Source organism: Bradyrhizobium sp. sGM-13 (assembly GCF_018398875.1).
In the GTDB taxonomy this organism is placed as follows: Bacteria; Pseudomonadota; Alphaproteobacteria; order Rhizobiales; family Xanthobacteraceae; genus Bradyrhizobium.
This window is the reverse complement of record NZ_JAGWDK010000001.1, coordinates 392,149-414,699: the sequence shown is the minus strand read 5'-3', so window position 1 is coordinate 414,699 and position 22,551 is coordinate 392,149. Positions and strand designations below refer to the sequence as shown.

17 protein-coding genes and 1 pseudogene are annotated in these 22,551 nt (G+C 63.6%); 10 read left to right on the top strand and 8 right to left on the bottom strand.

Annotated features, from left to right (window positions below; translation table 11 throughout):
• The first annotated feature begins 479 nt into the window (after nucleotides 1-479).
• A complete protein-coding gene (locus tag KJQ96_RS01950; RefSeq protein ID WP_213285005.1) occupies nucleotides 480-1,709 on the top strand; it encodes an ABC transporter substrate-binding protein in 1,230 nt (409 codons plus the stop codon).
• A gap of 105 nt (nucleotides 1,710-1,814) precedes the next feature.
• Here the strand turns inward: KJQ96_RS01950 and KJQ96_RS01945 are convergent, their stop codons facing one another.
• Together KJQ96_RS01945 and KJQ96_RS01940 are read right to left on the bottom strand one after the other, a co-directional pair.
• Nucleotides 1,815-3,029, bottom strand: a complete 1,215-nt coding sequence (locus KJQ96_RS01945) for a mandelate racemase/muconate lactonizing enzyme family protein (protein ID WP_213285004.1) — start codon at nucleotides 3,027-3,029, stop codon at nucleotides 1,815-1,817.
• Between the two features lie 129 nt (nucleotides 3,030-3,158).
• Complete coding sequence (locus tag KJQ96_RS01940; RefSeq protein WP_213285003.1) at nucleotides 3,159-4,400, bottom strand: amidohydrolase family protein; 1,242 nt, start codon at nucleotides 4,398-4,400, stop codon at nucleotides 3,159-3,161.
• A gap of 152 nt (nucleotides 4,401-4,552) precedes the next feature.
• Here KJQ96_RS01940 and KJQ96_RS01935 point away from each other — a divergent pair, with 152 nt between their 5' ends.
• Nucleotides 4,553-4,972, top strand: a complete 420-nt coding sequence (locus KJQ96_RS01935; RefSeq protein WP_213285002.1) for a nuclear transport factor 2 family protein — start codon at nucleotides 4,553-4,555, stop codon at nucleotides 4,970-4,972.
• Between the two features lie 137 nt (nucleotides 4,973-5,109).
• Here KJQ96_RS01935 and KJQ96_RS01930 read toward each other — a convergent pair whose 3' ends face one another.
• Nucleotides 5,110-5,868 carry a GntR family transcriptional regulator gene (locus KJQ96_RS01930; RefSeq protein ID WP_213285001.1) on the bottom strand — a complete coding sequence of 253 codons (759 nt, stop codon included), beginning with the start codon at nucleotides 5,866-5,868 and terminating at the stop codon, nucleotides 5,110-5,112.
• A 192-nt stretch (nucleotides 5,869-6,060) separates the two neighbouring features.
• Between KJQ96_RS01930 and KJQ96_RS01925 the strand changes: the two genes are divergently transcribed.
• The 5 genes and pseudogenes from KJQ96_RS01925 to KJQ96_RS01905 all read left to right on the top strand — a co-directional run bounded on the left by KJQ96_RS01925 (nucleotide 6,061) and on the right by KJQ96_RS01905 (nucleotide 13,806).
• A complete protein-coding gene (locus tag KJQ96_RS01925) occupies nucleotides 6,061-6,924 on the top strand; it encodes an ABC transporter ATP-binding protein (RefSeq protein WP_213285122.1) in 864 nt (287 codons plus the stop codon).
• Nucleotide 6,925: 1 nt separating this feature from the next.
• Nucleotides 6,926-7,702 (top strand): ABC transporter permease, encoded by a 777-nt coding sequence (locus KJQ96_RS01920; protein WP_213285000.1) that lies wholly within the window; start codon nucleotides 6,926-6,928, stop codon nucleotides 7,700-7,702.
• A 44-nt stretch (nucleotides 7,703-7,746) separates the two neighbouring features.
• Nucleotides 7,747-8,771, top strand: a pseudogene (locus tag KJQ96_RS01915) (ABC transporter substrate-binding protein).
• A gap of 70 nt (nucleotides 8,772-8,841) precedes the next feature.
• On the top strand, nucleotides 8,842-10,278 hold the full coding sequence (locus KJQ96_RS01910; protein ID WP_249733601.1) for an amidohydrolase family protein: 1,437 nt from the start codon (nucleotides 8,842-8,844) through the stop codon (nucleotides 10,276-10,278).
• A gap of 207 nt (nucleotides 10,279-10,485) precedes the next feature.
• Nucleotides 10,486-13,806, top strand: coding sequence for a carboxyl transferase domain-containing protein (locus tag KJQ96_RS01905; protein WP_213284998.1), 3,321 nt, complete (start codon nucleotides 10,486-10,488; stop codon nucleotides 13,804-13,806).
• 265 nt (nucleotides 13,807-14,071) lie between these two features.
• On the opposite strand, the gene KJQ96_RS40060 is transcribed toward KJQ96_RS01905, so the two are convergent.
• Complete coding sequence (locus KJQ96_RS40060) at nucleotides 14,072-14,755, bottom strand: hypothetical protein (protein WP_249733600.1); 684 nt, start codon at nucleotides 14,753-14,755, stop codon at nucleotides 14,072-14,074.
• Nucleotides 14,756-14,869: 114 nt separating this feature from the next.
• Nucleotides 14,870-15,724: an NAD(P)/FAD-dependent oxidoreductase gene (locus KJQ96_RS40055; protein ID WP_249733599.1), complete on the bottom strand. Its 855-nt coding sequence runs from the start codon at nucleotides 15,722-15,724 to the stop codon at nucleotides 14,870-14,872.
• Between the two features lie 146 nt (nucleotides 15,725-15,870).
• On the opposite strand from KJQ96_RS40055, the gene KJQ96_RS01895 reads away from it, so the two are divergent.
• The 3 genes from KJQ96_RS01895 to KJQ96_RS01885 all read left to right on the top strand — a co-directional run bounded on the left by KJQ96_RS01895 (nucleotide 15,871) and on the right by KJQ96_RS01885 (nucleotide 19,035).
• The gene (locus KJQ96_RS01895) at nucleotides 15,871-17,469 is read left to right on the top strand and encodes a GMC family oxidoreductase (RefSeq protein WP_213284997.1); all 1,599 of its coding nucleotides are present in this window, start codon (nucleotides 15,871-15,873) and stop codon (nucleotides 17,467-17,469) included.
• 7 nt (nucleotides 17,470-17,476) lie between these two features.
• Nucleotides 17,477-17,926, top strand: coding sequence for a hypothetical protein (locus KJQ96_RS01890; RefSeq protein ID WP_213284996.1), 450 nt, complete (start codon nucleotides 17,477-17,479; stop codon nucleotides 17,924-17,926).
• A gap of 83 nt (nucleotides 17,927-18,009) precedes the next feature.
• A complete protein-coding gene (locus KJQ96_RS01885; RefSeq protein ID WP_213284995.1) occupies nucleotides 18,010-19,035 on the top strand; it encodes a S1C family serine protease in 1,026 nt (341 codons plus the stop codon).
• Nucleotides 19,036-19,071: 36 nt separating this feature from the next.
• Here the strand turns inward: KJQ96_RS01885 and KJQ96_RS01880 are convergent, their stop codons facing one another.
• The 3 genes from KJQ96_RS01880 to pncB are packed head-to-tail and all read right to left on the bottom strand — an operon-like array spanning nucleotide 19,072 to nucleotide 22,503.
• The gene (locus KJQ96_RS01880) at nucleotides 19,072-19,854 is read right to left on the bottom strand and encodes an alpha/beta fold hydrolase (protein ID WP_213284994.1); all 783 of its coding nucleotides are present in this window, start codon (nucleotides 19,852-19,854) and stop codon (nucleotides 19,072-19,074) included.
• 3 nt (nucleotides 19,855-19,857) lie between these two features.
• The gene (locus tag KJQ96_RS01875) at nucleotides 19,858-21,153 is read right to left on the bottom strand and encodes an O-acetylhomoserine aminocarboxypropyltransferase (protein ID WP_213284993.1); all 1,296 of its coding nucleotides are present in this window, start codon (nucleotides 21,151-21,153) and stop codon (nucleotides 19,858-19,860) included.
• A gap of 45 nt (nucleotides 21,154-21,198) precedes the next feature.
• Nucleotides 21,199-22,503: a nicotinate phosphoribosyltransferase gene (gene pncB, locus KJQ96_RS01870; protein WP_213284992.1), complete on the bottom strand. Its 1,305-nt coding sequence runs from the start codon at nucleotides 22,501-22,503 to the stop codon at nucleotides 21,199-21,201.
• Nucleotides 22,504-22,551: the final 48 nt, after the last annotated feature.

Genomic DNA, 22,551 nt, shown 5'->3' with positions numbered 1-22,551 from the left:
CCGCATGGATCGACCCGGTCGTCCTCAGGACGGTAACGATATCGTGGAACGATATTGTAGTCCCAATAGGGAGTTGGCCTTACGACGGGCACCCTGATGATGGGCCTTTCCCGTGGTTCACGAACGACTTGGGCCGTCTGCGCATGCGCTGCGGTACCAAACGCGGCCAGGTTACCCAGGACCATGGCCGTTCCCAAAGCTACGATCGTTATCCTCATGCCTCGACCTCCTTGCCACACACTGTTTAGACGCAACTCGGATATCCCGCGATGTTCGAATTCGTGCCGCTGCTGAGGGGATATCGGACATCAAACACGCTTGAACCGCAACGTCTCATTTCATGAAGACTGGCGACCCATTTCGCGTGGCAATGCCGCGCCGCCAACATTTCATTTTAACAACCTGAACTCCCGCGCTATCATCGTCATCGCTGGGTGGCGTCATGAGCTCTGAACAGCTCGCGTTCGAGGGCCGCGTTGATGAAAACAAGAATAAAATGGCTGTCACCAGCCTTCTTCGCATTGTTCTTGGCATCGATACTGGCCGCCCTCCAGCCGGCCCAAGCTGCCGGCGTGACCGACACCGAAATCCGCATCGGCAACATCATGCCTTACACCGGCCCGTTGGCCGCGTTCGCGTCGATCGGCAGGGCGGAGGCCGCCTATTTCGACATGATCAACGAGCGCGGCGGCATCAACGGACGCAAGATCAGGTTCATCTCCCGCGACGACAACTCAAATCCGAGAACGGCGGTCGAGCAGACCCGAGAGCTGGTCGAACAGGAGCGCGTGCACCTGATGTTCGGGTCGTTCGGCACGCCGGGCAATCTGGCGACGCGAAACTATCTCAACGAGCGGAATATCCCGCAGCTCTTCGTCGCCTCCGGCGACGAAGAGTGGGCGCAGCCGAAGCGGTTTCCCTGGACGATGGGTTGGCAGCCGACATTCCGCTCCGAAGGCCGGATCTACGCCAATTACATCCAGGCCGCCTATCCGAGCCGGAAGATCGCCGTGCTCTGGCAGAACGATCAGTTCGGCCGCGATCTGTTCCGGGGACTGCAGGAGGGGCTCGGCATCACCGCCAACATGATCGTTGCGGATATTGCCATCGATGCTGATATGTCGATCGATACCCAGGTCGACATTCTCAAGAACTCCGGCGCCGAAGTGCTCGTGCTCAACTGCGCACCGCCGATCTCGGCGCGCGCCATCCGTAAAGCCGCTGAGCAGGGCTGGTATCCGGTGCTGGTGCTGGTCAATGCGGCGGCCTCGATCGCCAATGCGCTGCGGCCGGCGGGACTGCAGAACTCCGTCGGCGTGATCTCCACCTCGTACCTGAAGGATGCCGGCGACGCCACCTGGAAAAATGACCCCGCCATCAAGGAGTGGCTCGCCTTCATGGACAAGTACTATCCTGACGGCGACAAGGACGACAGCAATGCCATCTTCGGCTACGCAGCGGCCGAGACGCTGGTGCAGGTATTGACCCAGTGCGGCGACGACCTGTCGCACGAGAACATCATGCGGCAGGCGGCGTCGCTGAAGAACTATCAGAGCACGGTCGCATTCCCGGGAATAACGATCAATACCAGCCCGACCGACTTCCATCCGATCGAGCAGATGCGCCTGGTGCAGTTCGACGGCAACTCATGGCAGCCAATCGGCGATGTCATCGAGAGCGCGTTTCTGGGCGCACCGGGCGATAAGTGAGCGACAACCATGTAGGATAGGTGGAGCGAAGCGATACCCATCAGTGTCTTGCGCAGTGGTCGATGGGTATCGCTTCGCTCCACCCATCCTACGCGGCATCGGCCACTACTTCTTCTGCCCGTAGTTCAACAGCCCGCCCTTGCTCTTCGGCGGATGGGCGCGCAGGCCTTCCTCGTTGGGCTCGGTGCCCCAGCCGGGACGGTCCGGCATCACGAGGTGGCCGTCGACGATCTCGGGCACGTGGGTAAACAGTTCATGGTCCCACGCCAGGCGATCGATGTCGGTTTCCATGATGCGCAAGTTCGGCACCGCGGCGGAGAAATGCGCGTTCTGCATGGTGCAGAGGTGGCCGTAGAAATTATGCGGGGCGACGTTGACCTCGAAATGCTCGGCGGCCGCGGCGATCTTCATCGATTGCCACACCCCGTTCCAGGGCGTATCGACGATCGCGACGTCCATCGCCTGTTCGTTGAAATAGGGCAGGAACTCGCGCAGGCCCAACAGCGTCTCGCAGGACGAGACCGGGTGCGGGCTCTGGCGGCGGATGTAGCCCAGCGCCTGCGGGTTGAAGGTGTCGATCTCCACCCAGAACAGATCCATGTCCTTGATGGCGCGGAGTATCTTTAAGTAACCTTCGGTCTTGGCGTTGAAGTTGAGGTCGAGCAGCAGATCGACATCGGGGCCGGCGCCGTCGCGGATCGCTTCGAGATGCATGCAAAGATTGCGCAGCACCTTGCGATCGACGTTGATCTCGGGTTCGAACGGCGCACCAAAGCCCGGCCGCCAGCCTTGCGGCTTGCCGTCGGTGTAGACGAAGATGTTGGTCTTCATCGCCGTAAAGCCTTTTTCGCGCACCTCGCGGCCAATCGATTTGACGCCGTCGAGATCGGTAATCGCGGGCTTGAACCAGTCGGGATGGTTGATGCGCCAGGTCGCGCAGTGCGACCAGTAAACCCGGATGCGGTCGCGGATCTTGCCGCCGAGCAGTTCGTAGCAGGGCACGCCGAGCGCCTTGGCCTTGACGTCCAGCAACGCGTTCTCGAGAGCCCCAAGCGCCAGCGCTACCACGCCGCCCGCGGCTGGCCGCGTCGCGGCGAACAGTTCGGCGTAAATCCGCTCGTGCTGGAACGCGTTCTTGCCGACGACGCGCGCGCCAAGCCGCTCGATCGCCGCCGTCACGCCGGGCGCGCCAAAACCTTCGTCGTACTCGCTCCAGCCGACGATGCCGTCCTCGGTCATGATCTTGACGAAGTGGTAGTTCCGCCATCCTGCGTCGCAGGCGAGCGTTTCGACGCTTCTTACGGTGGTGGCCTTTTTCATGATTCCTGCCCCGCGAGTTGTTGTTGTCGTTGGTCGATAACAACAAGGGATGATAGGGAGGTCAATCGCGGGAGGGTTCGCTGTTTGTCATGGCCGTGTCTTGCCGAAGCATAGCGATTTCGGAATAGGCTACGCCTGCGGACGAAACAGCATCGGCTTCTGCCGCTCGAACACCTGGCGGCCATTCTTGAACCCCATCAGCACATCAGGCAGTTCGGCGATTGCATTGGTGCCGCTATCGGTATCGAGAATAACCAGATCGGCCGGCTTGCCAGGCGCGATCCCGTAATCCCGCAAGTTCATCAGCCGCGCCGGCAGCTCGGTAACGAGATCGAGGCAGGCGTCGAACTCGCTGATCCCTGCTTGCGCGACATTGGCGTAGAAATTCGCCATCCGCAGCAGCGAGGCGTCACCGAACGGCGTGAAGGGATTAAGCACATTGTTGGTCGCGACCGAACAGAGAACGCCGTCTTCAACCATCTTGTGCGCCACCGTCAGCCCGCGCGGTGCGTTATGCGTAGCATCGCGGCCCATCAGATAGAGATCGGTCGCGGGCAGCACGGTGACGGCGACGCCCGATTTGGCCAGCCGCGCCGTTGCCGCCTTCAGCCGGTCCGGCGGCAGCGCCGATAATTTGGTGACGTGACCGATCGCGACGCGGCCCTGATAGTTACGCCGCTCGGCCTGCCGGCAGACCTCTTCGAGATGCCACCAGGACGGATCGAGATCGAAGTCGAGGTGCAGATCGATATCGACATCAAATTGCTGCGCGAAGTCGAAAATCCTTTCGAGATGTGCGTTTGGGTTGGTGTCCATATAGGGGCAGCCTTCGATCACCTCACCGCCGTCGCGCAAGGCCGCAATAAGCAGCTCCTCGGTGCCGGCATCGTTGGTGAGGCCCTCCTGCGGAAACACGCAAATCGAAAGATCGAGTGCCCAGGCATAATCGCGCTTCAGCGCTTTCACCGCCTCAAAGCCGCGCAAGCCGATCCGCGGATCGATTTCGACATGGGTACGCATCCGCGTCGTGCCATGCACGATGGCGCGCTCGATCACGCGCGCGCCGCGGGCGTAGACGTCTTCCACCGTGAAATCGCGCTTCATCGCGGCGACCGCGGCGATAGCTTCGCTGACGCTGCCGTGGTTGTGCGCGCAGCGGCCGAGCAGGCAGGCCTTGTCGAGATGGATGTGGGTGTCGACGAAGCCGGGCAGGGCCAATCTGCCGCCGACCTCGATCTCGGCTGCTTCGCAGGCAAGCTGGGGTTCGATGGCCACGATACGCCCTCCGGCGATGCCGATATCGACAGGCGTCGCCAAGGTTCGCGTCCTGGCGTTGCGGAAGATCAGGTCAAAGGCGGTTTTCATGTTCATCAGGCGTCGGGCTGGAGAAGATCTCAACCTATCGAAAGCGGGGGCAGCGGGCAGCTCCAGATTGTGTGCAATTGGAAGGCTGACCTGTTCAAAATATGTGCATGCAGTTTACCACCCAGACTGTAGTATCCCCGGCATCAGGAGAAGCCGCCATGTCCGTCGCCGCGAAAGCCGAAGTGAAGGGAATGTCCGATGCCGAGGTGGTCAAAGCCTATCTCACGGCATCGATGATCCCGGATCCCGATGCGGCCGCGGCCTACATGAGGCCGGGCACGATCATCACCTTCACCGGCGGCCGCGAGTTCGACCATCCCCGCGGCCCGACCGGCTTCAACGCGAGGCGCTATCGCTGGGTCAAGAAGAAGATGGACCGTTTCGACGTCTGCCCGGGCGCCGAGGAGACCGTCGTCTACAGCATCGGCACGCTCTACGGCGAATGGCTCGACGGCACGCCGTTCAAGGGCAATCGCTATGTCGACCGGTTCGTGGTCAGGGGCGGGCAGATCGTGAAGATGGACGTCTGGAACGACAGCGCCGAGCGGATTCTGGTGCAGATGGGGATTGAGGCGTAGCGGTCTTACCTCTCCCCGCTTGCGGGGAGGGGTCGAAGCCGAAGGCTTCGGGTGAGGAGGACTCTCCACGAGTCCGAGTGCTTGGATAGAGCCCCTCACCCCAACCCTCTCCCCGCAAGTGCGGGGCGAGGGGGTAACTACCTCGCTCTTACCATCTTCGGCAGCTTCACCACCCGCTCGCTTTCGCCTTCCTCGGCATAGGGCGCCAGAATATCCAGCAAATCGCGGCCGCGCGGCGGGGCGGGGGCTACCAGCGCGCGGCTGGCCACCGAATCCAGATGGCTGTGCATCAGGCTCATCACCTTGGCCTCGTCGCCTTTGACCAAAGCGGCAATGATCGCGCGGTGCTCGTTGATCGCGCATTCGGACGAATGCGGGCGGCTGTACAGCGATAGCGTCAGGCAGCAGCGATAGGCGACCTCGCTGACATAACGCACCAGGATCGGGCTGTTCGTCATGTTGGCGAGCAGGATGTGGAATTCCGTCGCGAGGCGGATCGACACCGCATCCGAGCCGTCGCGGGCGCGGTCCTCGGCGTCGACATGGGCGTTCAGTTCGGCAATCTGGGCCTTGGTCAGCTTGCCGGCGAGCTGGCGCACCACCAGGCGCTCGAGTTCGATCCGGATATCAAAGGCGTCGCGCGCTTCCTGCCAGCTCGGCGTCGCCACCACGGCGATCCGATTGCGGCGCAGTTCGACGAGACCTTCCGCGGCCAATTGGCCCAGCGCATGCCGCGCGATGGTGCGGCTGACGCCGAACCGCTCGCCGAGCGAATCCTCCGGCAATTTCGCGCCGGGCGCCAGCGCCTGCTCTATAATGGCGCGGCGCAGCGCGCGGCAGATCACGCCGGCCTTGTCGGACGGGACGGCGGTTTTGCTGGCGGGGCGCGGCGCCATCGGCGAATCCTGACGGGTGCTTCGAATGGGTCCTCTTATCACAATTGCCGACTGATTGTGCGCCTCAATTGCATGCACTTTGAGTGTCGAACTGCACAAAAGGAATCCGCCGGATCGGGCGGCAAACCGCCGGCCCCTTGATTCCAAAGGCGACTTTGGCTGGCATTCGGCTTGCATGCACTTCCAGCCATGATGCGCATGCAACCACAATCTGAATTTCAGGGCACGCCGGTTCCGGGCTCCGCCGCTCCGATCGCGATCGAACTGTCGGAAGCCTCCGTCACCTTCGGCCGCGGCCCCCGGGCGGTGCCGGCCCTATCCACGACAAGCTTGCGGATCGCCGATGGTGAGTTCGTCGCGCTGGTCGGACCGTCCGGCTGCGGCAAGTCGACCATCCTGCGGCTGGTGAGCGGCCTGGTGCAGCCGACATCGGGCGTGGTCATCGTCGGTGGCCGCGAAGTCGCCGCCCGCGCTTTACGCGTCGGAATGGCGTTCCAGAATCCGACCATGCTGCCGTGGATGTCGATTGAGCGGAACATCATGCTGCCGCTCAAGATCGTCGAGCCGTTTCGCTCGCAATTCCGAAGGCTGCGCAAGACCGAATTCCGCGACAAGGCCAATGCGCTTTTGGAGCAGGTCGGCCTCAAGGGGTTCGGCAACCGCTACCCCTGGCAACTCTCCGGCGGCATGCTTCAGCGCGCCAATCTCTGCCGCGCGCTGATCCACGAGCCGCGCATGCTGCTGCTCGACGAGCCCTTCGGCGCGCTCGACCAGTTCACGCGGGAAGAGCTGTGGTCGATCCTGCAGGATCTCTGGATCGCGCATAAGCCGACCGTGCTCTTGGTGACGCATGATCTGCGCGAGGCCGCCTTTCTCGGCAGCCGCATCTGCGTGATGAGCGCGCGGCCCGGCCGCATCCTCGACGACAGCCGGGTCGACATCGCCCGCCCGCGCACTGTGGCCATGACCTTCGAGCCGGATTTCGTCGCGCTGAACCAGAAACTGCGCGCCTTCATCGTCGATGCCAGAACGGCTTCAGCGCAGGGAGCAGCCTGACATGCCAGATCTCGATTATCGCCAAAAAGCCTGGTCGGCGGCACTGATCGTGCTGTTCTTCGTCGCCTGGGAATTGTTCTGCCTGATATCAGGCACGTCCGACCTGGTGCTGCCGCGTCCCTCGCAGGTATTCGTCACGCTGGTCGAGAAATTCCCGATCCTGTGGCCGCACGTCCTGCAGACGCTGGCGACGACGATGATCGGGTTTGTTCTTGGCGTCGGGCTCGGCGTCGTATTAGGCGCAGTGATCGGCGTCTCAAAAACCGCGTATGATACGGCCTATCCGCTGCTCGTTGGATTTTCCTCGATCCCGAAGGTCGCCGTGGTACCGATCTTCGTGCTGTGGTTCGGCTCCGGCTCGGTGCCGGCGGTGCTGACCGCGCTCTCGATCTGCTTCTTCCCGATCGTGGTCAACATCGCGACGGGGCTGGCGACGACCGAACCCGAACTCGAAGACGTGCTGAAAGCACTCGGCGCCAGCAAGTTCGACATCCTCTGGAACGTCGGCTTGCCCCGCACCATGCCATTCTTCTTTGCCTCGCTGAAGGTCGCGATCTCCTACGCCTTCGTCGGCGCGGTACTGTCGGAGACCGTCGCCTCGAACCGCGGCATCGGCAACGTGATGATGACCGCGTCCTCGAATTTCAACGTGCCGCTGGTGTTCGCCGGCCTGTTCGTGCTCGCCGGCCTCGGCGTCGTGCTCTACGTGATCTTTTCGGTCATCGAGGGGCGCGTCACCGGCTGGGCCACCCGCAAGAACGACATGATCGCGACATGAAGGTTTTCGCCAACCGCCATCCAACCTTTATCGAGGAGAATACGATGTTAGCCAGAGTAAGCGCCGCGCTGTTGGGAGTTGCCTTGTTCGCCGGTGCTGCCAGCGCCCAGGAAACCACGATCAAGTTCACGCTGGGTTGGAAGACACAAGGGTCCGACGCCGCGTTCTTCTATGCCAAGGACAACGGCTTCTTCAAAGAGGAAGGCCTCAACGTCGTGATCGACCAGGGCGAGGGCTCCGGCGCGACAGTGACGCGCATCATGTCGGGCGCCTACGACGCCGGCTTCGGCGACGTCAACGCCATCATCCAGAACGCCTCGACCAAACCGTAGGACGCGCCTGTGATGGTCTACATGATCTGGAACCAGCCGCCGTTCGCGATCGTCACCAAGAAGACCAGCGGCATCAACACCATCAAGGACTTTGAGGGCCGCACGCTCGGCGGCGCGCAGGGCACGCCGACGACGCGGTTGCTGCCGGTGTTTGCCAACAAGAACAAGCTGGAGGGCGAGAAGATCAAGATCTCCAACATGGCGCCGAACCTGCAGGAGCCGATGCTGATCAAGGGCGATATCGACGCAGCTCTCGTGTTCAACATCACGAGCTACTTCAACTTGGTATTGAACCGCCAGGATCCCGACAAGGACTACAAGTGGTTTTCTTTCGGTGACTACGGCCTCGATCTCTATTCCAACGGCATGATGTGTCGCGCAAGCTGCTGGCGTCCAATCCGAAGGCCGTCGCCGGCCTCGTGCGCGCCGTCAACAAGGCCGTTATCGCGATCGCCAAGGACCAGAATGCCGGGATGAAGGCCGCGCTGAATTACGACAATCTGATCAATGCCGACGTCGAGAAGCGCCGCCTGCAGTTTTCCTTCGATAAGCTGATCGTCTCGCCCGAGATGAAGGAGATCGGCGTCGGCGACATCAAGGACGACCGCATGGCTCGCGCGATCGGTATCATCGTGGAAGGCTACCAGCTCGCCCGCGCGCCGGCGCCTGCGGAAATTTTCTCCCGCGAATTCCTGCCGCCGCGCGCCGAGCGGGAGCTAGTGTATACGGCGAATTGAGTCAGGTGGTTCAGGCCGTCATTGCGAGGCGCGACCCGTTGGCTCGCAATGACGGCGTGCGATGATGACGATGGATGTTCCGGCACACAGCCTCTTCTCCGGCCCCGACCATGGCCTGCTCGACAACGTCGTACTTCGCCACGACAAAGGCCGCATCACGTCCATCTCGCCAGCGACGCCGTCCGCAACCGGCCCGCGCTCCCTCATTCTTCCCGCCTTCGTCAACGCCCACGATCACGCGCGGCCGACCGCATCCTCGTTCGGCGCGCTCGGCATGCCCTTGGAAAGCTGGATCCTGCGCTCCGCGCTCGGCACGCCGGTCGATCCCTATCTGACCGCAGCGTCAGCATTGGCGCGATCGGCGCGGGCGGGCTGCGCGGCGATGATGGTGCACTACACCCGGCCAAGCGGCGCCATGCCGCTGGTCGAGGAGGCAAAAGCGATTGCGCGCGCGGCGTCCGACGTCGGCATCCGCATCGCGTTTGCGCTTGCCGTGCGCGACCAGAACCCGGTGGTCTATGGCGACAGCGAACCGGTGCTGTCGCAGCTCTCAAGCGACGATCGCAAGGCCGTTGAGGAACTGTTCGTCCGCGCGCCGATGTCGCCAAAGGCCTATATCGAACTCACGGATGCCATTGCCTCGGCTATCGCAGGTCCCAAGCTCGATGTGCAGCTTGGCCCCGCGGGCGTGCAATGGTGCTCAAAACCGTTGCTCGAGGCGGTAGCCGAGAATTCGGCGCACAGCGGGCGACGCATCCACATGCATCTGCTGGAGACAGTCCATCAGCGCGCCTGGGCTGACCAGCATTTTCCGGATGGCGTCGTCCGCTATCTCCGCGACATCGGCTTCCTGTCGGAGCGGCTGACGCTGGCGCATTGCATCCACGCCCGCCCCGACGAGATCGAGATGATCGCCGCGTCCGGCGCGCGTATCGTCACCAACTTCTCCTCCAATTTGCACCTGCGCTCGGGCCTCGCGCCGATCGCCGCGGCGCACCGATGTGGCTGCGCCATCGCGGTCGGCGTCGACGGTCTCGCGCTCGACGAAGACGACGACGTGCTGCGCGAGATGAGGCTGGTGCAGATGATGCACGGCGGCCTTGGCTTTGAGCGAACCTGGACAGCTTCCGAATTCCTCGCGCTCGCGATCGCCAATGGCCGCAAGGCGACCGGCGCGCCCGGAACGGGCGCCCTCATATCAGGCGCGCCAGCCGATTTCGTCACCATCGATCTCGATCGGCTCGACCGCGACCGGATCATCCCGGTCGATCCCATCGATCTCCTGTTCGCCCGCGGCAATGCGTCTTTCTTGCGCGACGTCGTGGTGGACGGACGGCTGATCATCAGCGAAGGCCGTTGCACCGGTGTCGATCTCCCCGCGATCGAGCGGGAGCTACGCGGAATCTATCGCGCCAATGCAAGACAACTCTCACCATTTCAGCGGGCCTGGCCGCCGCTCGCAGCGTCGCTGCAGGGCTGGTTCGAAGCCCAGCTCGATTGCCGGTAGATCGCTTAAGCGCCTCAGTTGCTGTGTGAATTCCGTCATGTGGAACGAAATTCCACTTGCGCAGAATCTCGGCAACGGTTCATGTCGAGTAAACAAGAAACTGCCGGTAGCCGCCTCGCGCTGCTGATTGGGGTATGGGAAGCAAGCGAGGCGAGGTGAGCCGATCGCCGCATCATTTTCGCTCTGCTGTCCAGACGGAAACCGTTCATGTCCTTCCATAAATTGCTGATTGCCAACCGCGGCGAGATTGCCATCCGCATCGCGCGCGCTGCGGGCGACGCCGGCCTTGCGACGGTCGCAATCTACTCCGCCGACGACGCGCAATCGCTGCATGTCCGCGCCGCCGACGCCGCCCTTGAAATCCCCGGGCGCGGCGCGCGGGCCTATCTCGATATCGAGGCGGTGATCGCAGCCGCCAAGGCGACCGAATGCGACGCCGTGCATCCCGGCTATGGCTTCCTCAGCGAGAATGCCGGGTTCGCCCGCCGCTGCATCGAGGAAAGCATCGTCTTCGTCGGCCCGTCGCCGGAAGCGCTCGATCTGTTCGGCGACAAGGCGCAGGCCAGGGCGCTGGCAAAAAAATGCGGCGTGCCCATTATCGAGGGCACCAGCGGGCCGACCAGCCTCGATGAGGCCAAGGCCTTCCTGGAATCGCTCGGCGCAGGCGGCGCCATCATGATCAAGGCCATCGCCGGCGGCGGCGGCCGCGGCATGCGCATCGTCGACGACGCGGGCAGGCTGGAGGAGGCCTATGCGCGCTGCCAATCAGAGGCGATGGCGGCCTTCGGCAGCGATGGCGTCTATGTCGAGCGCCTGATTCGCAATGCCCGCCACATCGAGGTGCAGGTCATCTGCGACCACCACGGCGCGATCAGCCATCTGTGGGAGCGTGAATGCACGATCCAGCGCCGCAACCAGAAGCTCATCGAGGTCGCACCAAGCCCGTCGCTGAACGACGCCTTGCGGACGCGTATCATCGACGCCGCCAAGGAACTTGCGGCCGCCGCGAACTACGACAATCTCGGCACTTTCGAATTCCTCGTCGATAATGACGCCAGGACCAGCGACAAGGCGTTCGCTTTTATCGAGGCCAATCCGCGGCTTCAGGTCGAGCATACCGTTACCGAGGAGGTGCTCGGCCTCGATCTCGTGCAGTCGCAGCTTGCGGTCGCGGCCGGCGCGACGCTGGGCTCGCTTGGGCTAGCGCAGGGCTACATCCCGAGGCCCCGAGGCTTCGCGATCCAGCTCCGCGTCAACATGGAGGTGATGGACGAGACCGGCGCCACCAGGCCGACCGGCGGGACGCTTGCCGTGTTCGACCTGCCGTCCGGCCCCGGCGTGCGCGTCGATACGTTCGGCTATTCGGGCTACCGGACCAGCGCCGCCTTCGACTCGCTGCTCGCAAAGGTCATCGTGCATTCGCCAGGCGGCAACTGGACCGACGTGGTGCATAAGGCCACGCGGACGCTGCGTGAATTTCGCATCGGCGGTGTCGCCACCAATGTTCCCTTCCTCGCGGCGATTTTGGCGCATCCGGATTTCGTCGAGAACCGTCTCAGCACCGGCTTTATCGACAAGCATGTTGCCGATCTGGTTGGCGAAACCAAAACGACGGCGGAGACGGAACTGGTCGAATCCGGCAGCGCCTCCGACGACGAGACGCTCGCGATCGCGGTCGCGGCATCGGCGACCGGCCCGGCAGGTTCGGTCGCGGTGCCAGCGCCGCTGCAAGGCACGATCGTCGCGATAGACGTCGAGGAGGAAGACCTCGTCCGTGCCGGCCAGCAGATTGCGGTGCTCGAATCCATGAAGATGGAGCATCTGGTCACGGCGCCGCAGGGCGGCCGGGTGACACAGATCGCAGCAGGCTCCGGCGTGACGCTGATGCAGGACGAGCCGATCCTCTATCTGGAGCCTGCGGAGATCGACGCCCATGATGTCACCGAGGAGGACGATATCGATCTCGACCACATCCGCCCCGACCTCGCCGAGCTGATCGAACGCCACGCCATCACGCTGGATGAAAATCGGCCGGCCTCGGTCGAACGGCGGCGCAAGACCAACCAGCGCACGGCGCGCGAGAACATCGCCCACCTCGTCGATGAAGGCTCCTTCGTCGAATATGGTTCGCTCGCCATCGCCGCCCAGCGAAGGCGGCGCACGGTCGACGACCTGATCCGCAACACGCCGGCCGACGGCCTGATCTCCGGCATCGCCACCGTGAACGCGAAAAAATTCGGCGCGGACGCCGCCCGCTGCATGGTGATCGCCTACGATTACACCGTGCTCGCGGGCACGCAAGGTCACATGAACCACAAGAAGATCGACCGCATGCTGAGCTTGGCCGAGCAATGGCGGCTGCCGCTGGTGTTTTATGCCGAAGGCGGCGGCGGTCGCCCCGGCGATACGGACAGGCTCGGCATGACCGGCCTCGACGGGCCGTCCTTCGTGCAGTTCGCAAAGCTCTCGGGGCTGGTGCCGGTGATTGGCGTCGTCTCCGGCTATTGCTTTGCCGGTAACGCCGCGATGCTCGGCTGTTGCGACGTCATCATCGCGACGAAGAACGCCTCGATCGGCATGGGCGGACCGGCGATGATCGAGGGCGGCGGGCTCGGCGTCTATCACCCTGCTGAAGTAGGTCCGGTGTCGTTCCAGTCGCCGAACGGCGTCATCGACATTCTGGTCCAGGATGAAGCGGAGGCGACATCCGCGGCGCAGAAATATCTGTCCTACTTCCAGGGCGCGGTCGCCGACTGGAAAGCGCCGGACCAGCGCCTGCTGCGGCGGTCCATTCCGGAGAACCGGCTGCGGGTCTACGACATCCGCAGCGTCATCGATCTCTTGGCCGACGAAGGCTCGGTGCTGGAGATCCGCCGGGATTTCGGCGTCGGCATGATCACCGCCTTCATTCGCATCGAAGGGAAACCGTTCGGCCTGATCGCCAATAACCCAAAGCATCTCGGCGGCGCGATCGACGCGCCGGCCGGCGACAAGGCCGCGCGCTTCATGCAGCTCTGCGACGCCTTCGACCTTCCGATTATATCGCTCTGCGATACGCCGGGCTTCATGGTCGGCCCCGAAGCGGAGAAAACCGCGATCGTACGCCATGTCGCGCGCATGTTCGTGACCGGCGCGAGCCTCACCGTGCCGCTGTTCGGCATCGTCCTGCGCAAGGGCTATGGGCTGGGCGCGCAATCGATGATCGGCGGCGGCTTCCACGCCTCGTTCTTCACCGTGGCCTGGCCGACTGGCGAGTTCGGCGGCATGGGGCTGGAAGGCTATGTCCGGCTCGGTTTCCGCAAGGAGATGGAAGCAATCGAAGACCCGGTCGAGCGCGAGGACTATTACAGGTCCAAGGTCGCCGAGCTCTACGCCAACGGCAAAGCGGTCTCGATCGCCTCGGTGCTCGAGATCGACGAAGTGATCGATCCCGCCGACACGCGGCACTGGATCATGTCCGGCCTGCGTTCGGTGCCAAAGCCGGAAGCGCGCACGACAAAGAAGCGGCCGTGCATCGATGCGTGGTAGCGGGAGATCCATAGGGTGGGCAAAGGCGCGATAGCGCTGTGCCCACCATTCCATCAACGATCGCGCTGCTTGACAGTGGGCACGCTTGCGCTTTGCCCACCCTACGGCATCTGTGGCGCCCGACATTCAGTCGTCATCCCCGCGAAGGCGGGGATCCAGTATTCCAGAGACGTCAGTGATTCAACGGAGAAGCCGCAGCGTACTGGATCCCCCGCATGCGCGGGGGATGACAGTCACGGAGTACGGAAGGCTCATGTGCTACGATTTACCCCAGCCTCAACTCATCATATCGCTTCGCCGCTACCGCATCGCACCTCGCGCGATAGGCCGGCGCGCTGCCGCTGTAGCGGGCGACGATGCGCCTCTGTTTGCCTTCGACGTTGGAATTGATGCCGGTCATCCAGGAGTTGACCTCGTTGGACAGCAATCCCTCGCCGAGCGCCTTGACGTGATCGGTCCAGGATTTCACGCCCTCCAGCGTTGCCTCCAGCCGCGTCAGCCCCTCTTTCATCGCGAACAGGAGCAGCCCGGTGACCCAGTCGACGCTGTATTCGATGCTGCGCGGGATGTTGCCGAGCGCGGTGTGCGGCCCCATCAGCATCAGCATGTTCGGAAATTCATGCACCATAATGCCGAGATAGGTCTCCGGGCCTTGTCGCCACTTGTCTTTCAACCGCGCGCCGCCAATCCCGCGAAAATCGATCTTGTCGAAACTGCCGGTGATGGCATCGAAACCGGTCGCATAGATGATGATGTCGAACTCGTAATCCCGTTCGCTTGTCCTGATGCCGGCAAGCGTGATCCGCTCGATCGGCGTCTCGTTGATGTCGACCAGCTCGACATTATCCTGGTTGTAGACCTCGTAATAGAAGGTCTCGAGCGGCAAGCGTCGCGTACCGAAGCCGTGATTTTTCGGAATCAGCTTTTCCGCGACCGCCGAATTCTTCACGCGCTGCCGGATCTTGCGCGCGACGAAATCGGAGGTCGTGGCGTTTGCCTTGCGGTCGATCAGTATGTCGCGAAAATTGCCCTGCCAGATGCCGAAGCCGCGCTCGCCATAGAGCTATTCATAAAACGCCTCGCGCTCCTCGTCCGACACCTCGAACGCGCCGCGCGGGTCCGGCGTGTGCAGGAAGCAGGCGAAGGTTTCCTGGCAACGGGCGAAGATCTCGGGATAGCCGGCCTTGATCTTCTTCTGGGTTTCGGCGTCGATCTTGCCGTTGTGCAGCGGCGCGCACCAGTTCGGCGTGCGCTGGAATACGGTGAGATGGCCGACTTGTCCCGCAATGGTCTGGATGGTCTGCACGCCGGTGGCGCCGGTGCCGATCACGGCGACGCGCTTGCCGGTAAAATCCACCGGCTCCTTCGGCCATCGCGCGGTATGAAAGGAGGCGCCCTTGAAATCCTCGCGACCCTCGATCCGCGGCAGGGTAGGCGTCGACAACGGCCCGATCGCGGTGATCAGGAAGCGCGCGTCGAACCGGCTGCCGTCCTCCAGCGTAATGGTCCAGCTCCGCGTATCTTCCTCGTAAGTAGCCGCCGTCACCCGGCTCCTGAATTGGATATCCCGGCGCAGGTCGAACTTGTCGGCGACGTATTTGAGATAGCGCAACGTCTCCGGCTGGCCGGCAAAATGCTCCGACCATTCCCATTCCTCAAGCAACTCCTTCGAGAACGAGTAGCCATGGGAATAGCTTTCGGAATCGAAGCGCGCGCCGGGATAACGGTTCCAGTACCAGGTGCCGCCGACATCGGTCGCAGCCTCGAACACGCGCACGCGAAAACCCTGCTCGCGCAGCCGGTAGAGCTGGTACAGCCCCGACATGCCCGCGCCGATAATGATGGCGTCGTAGTCCGGAATCGGCGTCGCCTCCGTGCGTGTGGTTTGCTCAAAAGCTATCCCGTCTCGCGTCCGCAAACAAACCTGTATCATGGCGTGGCAGGGTTGCGCGTTTGTCCCGCCAAGTCGGCCTCGCTCGGCTTTACTGCCGGCCGCATCTGCCCCTATCGTGGAGCCCAGATCGCCTTCAAGGCGACGCTAATTCAGGGAGCGAAGCGACCGCAATGAACGATCCCGTTGACGTCCTGATCATCGGCGCCGGCGCGTCCGGCGCGGCGGTGGCGTGGAGCCTGGCTGAAACCAAGATGCATATCCTTTGCCTCGACCAGGGCGGCTGGATGAAGCCCTCGGAATATCCGAGCACGGGGCGCGACTGGGAGGCGAAGTTTTATGGCGACTGGTCGACCAGCCCGAACATCCGCGGCCGGCCCGAGGACTATCCGATCAACGACGACAACTCGCCGATCAAGGTCGTGAACTTCAACGGCGTCGGCGGCTCGACGGTGATGTACACCGCGCACTGGCCGCGGCTGCATCCCTCCGATTTCAAGGTGAAGACGCTCGACGGCGTCGCCGACGACTGGCCGATCGACTACGACACGCTGGTGCCGTTCTTCGAAGAGAACGACCGCATGATGGGCGTCTCGGGTCTCTCAGGCGATCCGCTGTCGCCGCTGACGCATCCGCCGATGCCGCCGCAGCCGCTCGGACTTTCCGGCCCGCTGATCGGCAAGGCCATGAACAAGCTCGGGTGGCATTGGTGGCCGTCGGACACCACGGTCGCGACGATGGATTACGAGGGCCGGGCGCGCTGTATCAATCTCGGCCATTGCACGCCGGCCTGCGCGCAAGGCGCCAAAGCCTCGACCGACATCACCTATTGGCCGCAGGCGATCCGCGCCGGCGTCGAGCTCAAGACTCACTGCCGCGTCCGCGAGATCCTGACCAATGAGCATGGCATGGCCTCGGGCGTCGTCTATTACGACAGGGATGGAGTCGAGCAGTTCCAGCCGGTTGAAGTCGTCATCATCGCCTGCAACGGCGTCGGCACGCCGCGGCTGTTGCTGAATTCGGTCTCCGGCCGCTTCCCAAATGGCCTGGCCAATTCATCCGGCCTGGTCGGCAAGAACCTGATGTTCCATCCCTATGCGCAGATCTACGGTTTTGTGAAGGAGCCGACCGACTCTAACCGCGCGCCGCCGACCTGCCTCTGGAGCAAGGAGTTTTACGACACCGATCTCTCGCGCGGCTTCGTGCGCGGCTACGGCATCCAGTTCGGCCGCGGCGCGGGGCCGGTGTTCGAAGCCGTCGCGAGCGAACAGAAGGGCATTTTGCCATGGGGCGCGGACCATCACCGCGTGTTCCGCAAGCTCAACGGCCATCGGCTCGCGGTATCTGCGATCTGCGAGGATCTGCCCGAGGAGCACAATCGCGTCACGCTCGATCCCGTGCTGAAGGACAGCCACGGAATCCCTGCGCCGAAGATCGACTACACGATCAGCGAGAACAGCCGGAAGGTGATGGAGCATGGATTGGCGCGCGGCCGGGAAATTCTCGAAACCGCCGGCGCCACCGACATCTGCATCAACAACCCGATTCCCTGGGGCGGCTGGCATCTGCTCGGTACCGCGCGGATGGGCACCGATCCAGCGCGCTCGGTGGTCAACGAATGGGGGCGATCGCACGACGTGAAAAACCTCTTCATCGTCGACGGCAGCGTGTTCGTCACGTCAGGCGGCGTGAACCCGACCTCGACCATCCAGGCGATCGCGCTCTACGTCGCCGACCAGATGAAGCAACGCCTTGCCAACCTCTTCGATTGAGACCGCGATGTCCGCAGCCAATGAACTGACCGCAGCCCAACGCGACGATCTCCGCACCGTCGCTGCAATGATCATTCCCGCCAGCGACGAGTACAAGGTGCCCGGCGCCGACGATCCCGTCATCCAGGCCGACATGCTGGCGACGCTCGGCCGCGATACTGCGCAGGTCATGCAGGCGCTCGACCATCTGGCGTGTCTGGCCGGCAAGCCGGTGGCTGAGCTTGACGCGGCGCGGCGCGACGAGGTCGCAAGAGAATTCCGCGCCACCGGCGGCGGCCCGGCCGCGACACTCGTTCGCGTCGTGCTGCAATGCTACTATCGCGATGACCGCGTGCTGCGCTCGCTCGGGCTGGAGCTTCGCGCGCCATTCCCGAAGGGCCACGTGCTGGAAGAGGGGGACTGGTCGCTGCTCGACCCCGTCAAGGCGCGGCCGGCGAAGCTCAGAAGGGCGCCGTAGCAGGCCTGCCCTGCGCTGGATGCCCGGGCACCTTGCGCAGGCGGTTCCCGACCACCATCTGGTGAGGCCGAAGGAATCTTGCCATGTTGGATTTTACCTCAGATATCGCCGATGACCGACTGTCGTCGCGAACCGCCGAGCCTGCCCGGGACAATGACCGGGTTTTGCTCGACGCCTATTCCAATGCCGTGATCGATGTGACCGAGCGGGTCGGTCCCGCAGTCGTGCGCGTCGAAACCGGGCCGAAGGTGCGCAGCGCGCGTGAGCGCGGCGGACTTGGGTCCGGTATCGTCATCTCGCCCGACGGTCTCGTGCTAACCAACAGCCATGTTGTCGGATCATCGAAGGAGATCAGGCTGCGCGACACCGAAGGATTCGTCACCGACGCTCACGTGCTCGGCGTCGATCCAGACACTGACCTTGCCTTGCTGCGGGCCGACGGCGCGCGCGATCTGCGTTATGCCTCGCTGGGCAATTCCAAGAGCCTGCGTCGCGGCCAACTCGTGGTCGCGATCGGCAATCCGCTCGGCTTCGAATCGACGGTGACCGCCGGCGTGGTGTCGGCGCTCGGCCGCTCGATCCGCTCGGTGAGCGGCCGGACCATCGAAGACGTGATCCAGACCGATGCTGCACTGAATCCCGGCAATTCCGGCGGGCCGCTGGTGTCGTCGGCGGCAGAAGTGATCGGCATCAACACCGCGATCATCAACGGCGCGCAGGGCATCTGCTTTGCGGTCGCCAGCAACACGGCGCAGTTCGTGCTGTCCGAGATCATCCGCCACGGCTATGTCCGCCGCGCCTATATCGGCGTCGCCGGCCAGACCGCGCCGATCCCGCGGCGGCATGCGGTGACCGCCGGCGTCGACAACAAGATGGGCGCGCTGCTGGCGCAGATCGAGCCGGACAGCCCGGCCGCGAAGGCGGGACTGTTGCCGGGCGATGTCGTGATCAAGCTCGACGGCGTCGAGATCAACGGCGTCGACGATCTGATCCGCGCCCTCGATCGCGACCGCATCGGGCGGACGCTCGCGATGCATGTATTGCGGATGGGAAGGTTGCGGGCGATCGACATCCATCCGGTAGAGCGCAGGCAGCCGGGAAGGCACTAGTGTCCCCAGTCGTCATACGCGGGCTTGACCGGCGGCCTACTGCCGCAACGCCGCCAGCAACTCATCCGGCGCTTCGGCCATGATCATGTGGCCGGCGCCGGGAACGACGACGATCCGCGCATTCGGCGTCGCCGCCGCCAGCGCCTTGCCGCCCTTGGCTGGCGTCATCATATCGCGCTCGCCGAGAATGAAGGTGACGGGTACCTTCACCTGCGCGGCTGCTGCGAGTGCGTTCTGATAGGAGTTGCAGGCATTGAGATCGCTGTAGAGCACGCCCGGCCGCGTCTGCTGCAGCACGCGCTGCGTGCCCTGATGCATCCACAGTCCCGGCGCGAGACTGCCGCCGAGCTCGGCCTTGAAGCCGAGACCCCAGATCGAAACCATGTCGATGGCATCGGGGTTGTTGACCTCGGCGGCCTTGAGCAGATCGGGGCCGACCGTCATCGCAGCAGCGGTGCCGATCAGGCTGAGGCCGGATACCTTGTCGGGATGTCGCGCAGACATCTCCAGCGCGATCAGCGACCCCATCGAATGGCCGATGAGCTTCGCCTTCGGCGCACCGGCCGCGTCGAGCAGCGCAGCGGTCCAGTCTGCCATGTCGGCGATGGTCGGCAGCGGGCTGCCTCCCGAACGGCCATGGCCGGGCAAATCGGGCGCCAGCACGGCGTAGCCGTGATGGGCGAACCATCGGCTGTGCAGCGCCCAGGTCGAATGATCAAAGCCTGCGCCGTGCAGCATCACTACCGCGGGCAGCGACCGATCGAACGGACGGCCGCCGGTCGCAACGAGGACATCAGCACCGTTGACGGAAAGCTGCATGGGTCAAACCTTCTGCGATGCGCGAAGCGCCTGGCCGAGATCGTCGATGATGTCGGAAACGGCCTCAATTCCGATCGACAGCCGCACCAGCTCCTCGCCGATCCCGGCGGCCTTCAACTGCGCGGCATCCATCTGCTGATGTGTGGTGCTGGCGGGGTGAATGACCAGCGTCTTGGCGTCGCCGACATTGGCGAGATGGCTGATCATCCTGAGCGACTCGATGAATTTTTTGCCCGCCGCCCGGCCACCCTTGATGCCGAAAGAGACGATCGATCCGGCGCCGCGCGGCAACAGCCGCTTCGCGAGCTGATGGTCGGGATGATTTTCCAGCGCCGGATGCAGCACCCACTCGACCGCCTTGTTGGCGCTCAGCGCTTCGAGCACCGCAAGCGTGTTGCTCATGTGGCGCTCCATCCGCACGCCGAGCGTCTCGACGCCCTGCAGCAGTTGAAACGCATTGGTAGGCGACAGGCAGGCGCCGAAGTCGCGCAGGCCCTCGGTACGGGCGCGCATGATGAAGGCGGCCTGGCCGAACTGCTCGTCGAAGACGATGCCGTGATAGCCGGCATAGGGCTCGGTGAGCTGCGGGAACTTGCCCGACGCGTGCCAGTCGAACCGGCCGCCATCGACGATGACGCCGCCAATGGCGATGCCGTGGCCGCCGATCCATTTGGTCGCCGAGTTCATCACGATGTCGGCGCCGAGCTCGATCGGGCGGCTGAGGAACGGCGTCGCAAAGGTGTTGTCGATCAGAAGCGGAATCTTCGCGTCATGCGCGATCTGCGCGACCGCCGGGATATCCAGCACCTCCATCCCGGGATTGCCGATGGTCTCGCCGATCACGAGCCGTGTATTCGGCTTGATCGCGGCGCGGAATTCATCGAGCGCGCGCGGCTTGACGAAGGTCGTCGTGATGCCGAAGCGCGGCAGCGTGTGCGCCAGCAAATTGATGGTGCCGCCATAAAGCGAAGCAGAGGCCACGATATGGTCGCCGGCGTTGAGGATCGTTGCGATGGCGAGATGCATCGCCGCCATGCCGCTCGCCGTGCAGATTGCGCCGACGCCGGCTTCCAGCGCCGCCAACCGCTCCTCGAGCACGGCGGTCGTGGGATTGGAAATACGGGTGTAGATGTGTCCGGCGCGCTCCAGGTTGAACAGCGCCGCGGCGTGGTCGGAGTCCTGGAACACGTAGGAGGTGGTCTGGTAGACCGGAACGGCACGGGCGCCGGTTGCGGGATCAGGGCGCTGGCCGGCATGCAGGCTCAGGGTTTCGAAAGCAGGCGGCTTGGGTGCGGGCATGCGGGGCTCGTCAGATCAAGTGGTGGCGGGAAAGTATGTGATGGCTCAGACGTGCACGGCGGTGCGGACGCGTCCGGCATTGCCGAACACGCGCAAATAACGTTCGATCTCGGACGGCGTGCCGGTGGCCTTCTCGGGATTATCCGACAGCTTGACCGCCGGCCGCCCATCGACCGACGTCACCTTGCAGACCAGCGAGATCGGATCGAGGTCGGCCGATCCATCCGGCGCGCAGCCGACGAAATCGTTGGTGAGATTGGTGCCCCAGCCGAACGAGATGCGGACGCGTCCGGCGAAGTGACGATAGGTCTCCTCGATCGAATCGACATCCATGCCGTCGGAGAACACCAGCAGCTTCTCCTTAGGCTCGCGGCCCTTCTGCTTCCACCACTTGATGATGTCTTCGCCGGCCGTGATCGGCGGCGCGCTGTCCGGGCGGAAGCCGGTCCAGTCGGCGACCCAGTCCGGCGCATCGCGCAGGAATGTCTTGCTGCCGAATGCATCGGGCAGGGCGATCAGGAGGTTGCCGCCGTAGGTGTGTCGCCACTGATCGAGGATGCGATAGGGCGCCCAGCGCAGCTCTTCGTCGGAATTGGCGAGCGCGGCTGCGACCATCGGTAATTCATGCGCATTGGTTCCGATCGCTTCGAGATCGTTGTCCATCGCCAGCAGCACGTTGGAGGTGCCGGTGAAAGAGGGGCCGAGCCCCTCCTTGACGGCCTCGACGCACCAGCGCTGCCACAGATGGCCGTGGCGTCGGCGCGTGCCGAAGTCCGACAGCCGGAGGCCCTCAAGCTTGCGCAGCCGCTCCACCTTGGACCACAGCTTGGCCTTGGCTCGGGCATAGAGCACGTCGAGCACGAAGCGTCCCTGACCCTTGGTCGCCTGCCGCGAGCGCAGCTCGTTCATGATCGCGAGCGCCGGGATTTCCCACATCGTGGTGTGGGTCCACGGCCCGTGAAAGTGCAGCTCGTACTGGCCGTCGACCTTGTTCAGCTCATATTCGGGCAGGCGGAAGTTGGCGAGCCAGTGGATGAAGTCCGGCGAGAACATCTGGGTCTTGCCGTAGAACGTGTTACCGGCGAGCCAGATCAGCTCCTTCTTGGTGAAGCGGATGGTGCGCGCGTGGTCGAGCTGTGCGCGCAGTTCGCCCTCATCGACGATCTCGGCGAGGCGAACCTGCCGGGTGCGGTTGATGACCGAAAAGGTGACGCGCTGCTCCGGGTAAAATTCCCGGATCATCTGCAGCATCAGAAGCTTGTAAAAATCGGTATCGAGCAGGCTGCGCACGATCGGGTCGAGCCGCCAGCCGTGGTTATAGGTCCGGGATGCAATATCGGTAACTGCCATGGTGGAACTCTACCGTGCCGCGAGCCGCCCAACCAGTGGGTTTTGCCG

Excerpts from the sequence above, each read along its gene's own strand:
- KJQ96_RS01890 (WP_213284996.1), top strand. The coding sequence starts at position 17,477 with ATGTCCGCAGCCAATGAACTGACCGCAGCCCAACGCGACGATCTCCGC.
- KJQ96_RS01920 (WP_213285000.1), top strand. The coding sequence starts at position 6,926 with ATGCCAGATCTCGATTATCGCCAAAAAGCCTGGTCGGCGGCACTGATC.
- KJQ96_RS01950 (WP_213285005.1), top strand. The coding sequence starts at position 480 with ATGAAAACAAGAATAAAATGGCTGTCACCAGCCTTCTTCGCATTGTTC.
- KJQ96_RS01885 (WP_213284995.1), top strand. The coding sequence starts at position 18,010 with ATGTTGGATTTTACCTCAGATATCGCCGATGACCGACTGTCGTCGCGA.
- KJQ96_RS01940 (WP_213285003.1), bottom strand. The coding sequence starts at position 4,400 with ATGAACATGAAAACCGCCTTTGACCTGATCTTCCGCAACGCCAGGACG.
- KJQ96_RS01905 (WP_213284998.1), top strand. The coding sequence starts at position 10,486 with ATGTCCTTCCATAAATTGCTGATTGCCAACCGCGGCGAGATTGCCATC.
- KJQ96_RS01935 (WP_213285002.1), top strand. The coding sequence starts at position 4,553 with ATGTCCGTCGCCGCGAAAGCCGAAGTGAAGGGAATGTCCGATGCCGAG.
- KJQ96_RS01930 (WP_213285001.1), bottom strand. The coding sequence starts at position 5,868 with ATGGCGCCGCGCCCCGCCAGCAAAACCGCCGTCCCGTCCGACAAGGCC.
- KJQ96_RS01910 (WP_249733601.1), top strand. The coding sequence starts at position 8,842 with ATGGATGTTCCGGCACACAGCCTCTTCTCCGGCCCCGACCATGGCCTG.
- KJQ96_RS01895 (WP_213284997.1), top strand. The coding sequence starts at position 15,871 with ATGAACGATCCCGTTGACGTCCTGATCATCGGCGCCGGCGCGTCCGGC.
- pncB (WP_213284992.1), bottom strand. The coding sequence starts at position 22,503 with ATGGCAGTTACCGATATTGCATCCCGGACCTATAACCACGGCTGGCGG.
- KJQ96_RS01925 (WP_213285122.1), top strand. The coding sequence starts at position 6,061 with ATGCGCATGCAACCACAATCTGAATTTCAGGGCACGCCGGTTCCGGGC.
- KJQ96_RS01875 (WP_213284993.1), bottom strand. The coding sequence starts at position 21,153 with ATGCCCGCACCCAAGCCGCCTGCTTTCGAAACCCTGAGCCTGCATGCC.
- KJQ96_RS01880 (WP_213284994.1), bottom strand. The coding sequence starts at position 19,854 with ATGCAGCTTTCCGTCAACGGTGCTGATGTCCTCGTTGCGACCGGCGGC.
- KJQ96_RS01945 (WP_213285004.1), bottom strand. The coding sequence starts at position 3,029 with ATGAAAAAGGCCACCACCGTAAGAAGCGTCGAAACGCTCGCCTGCGAC.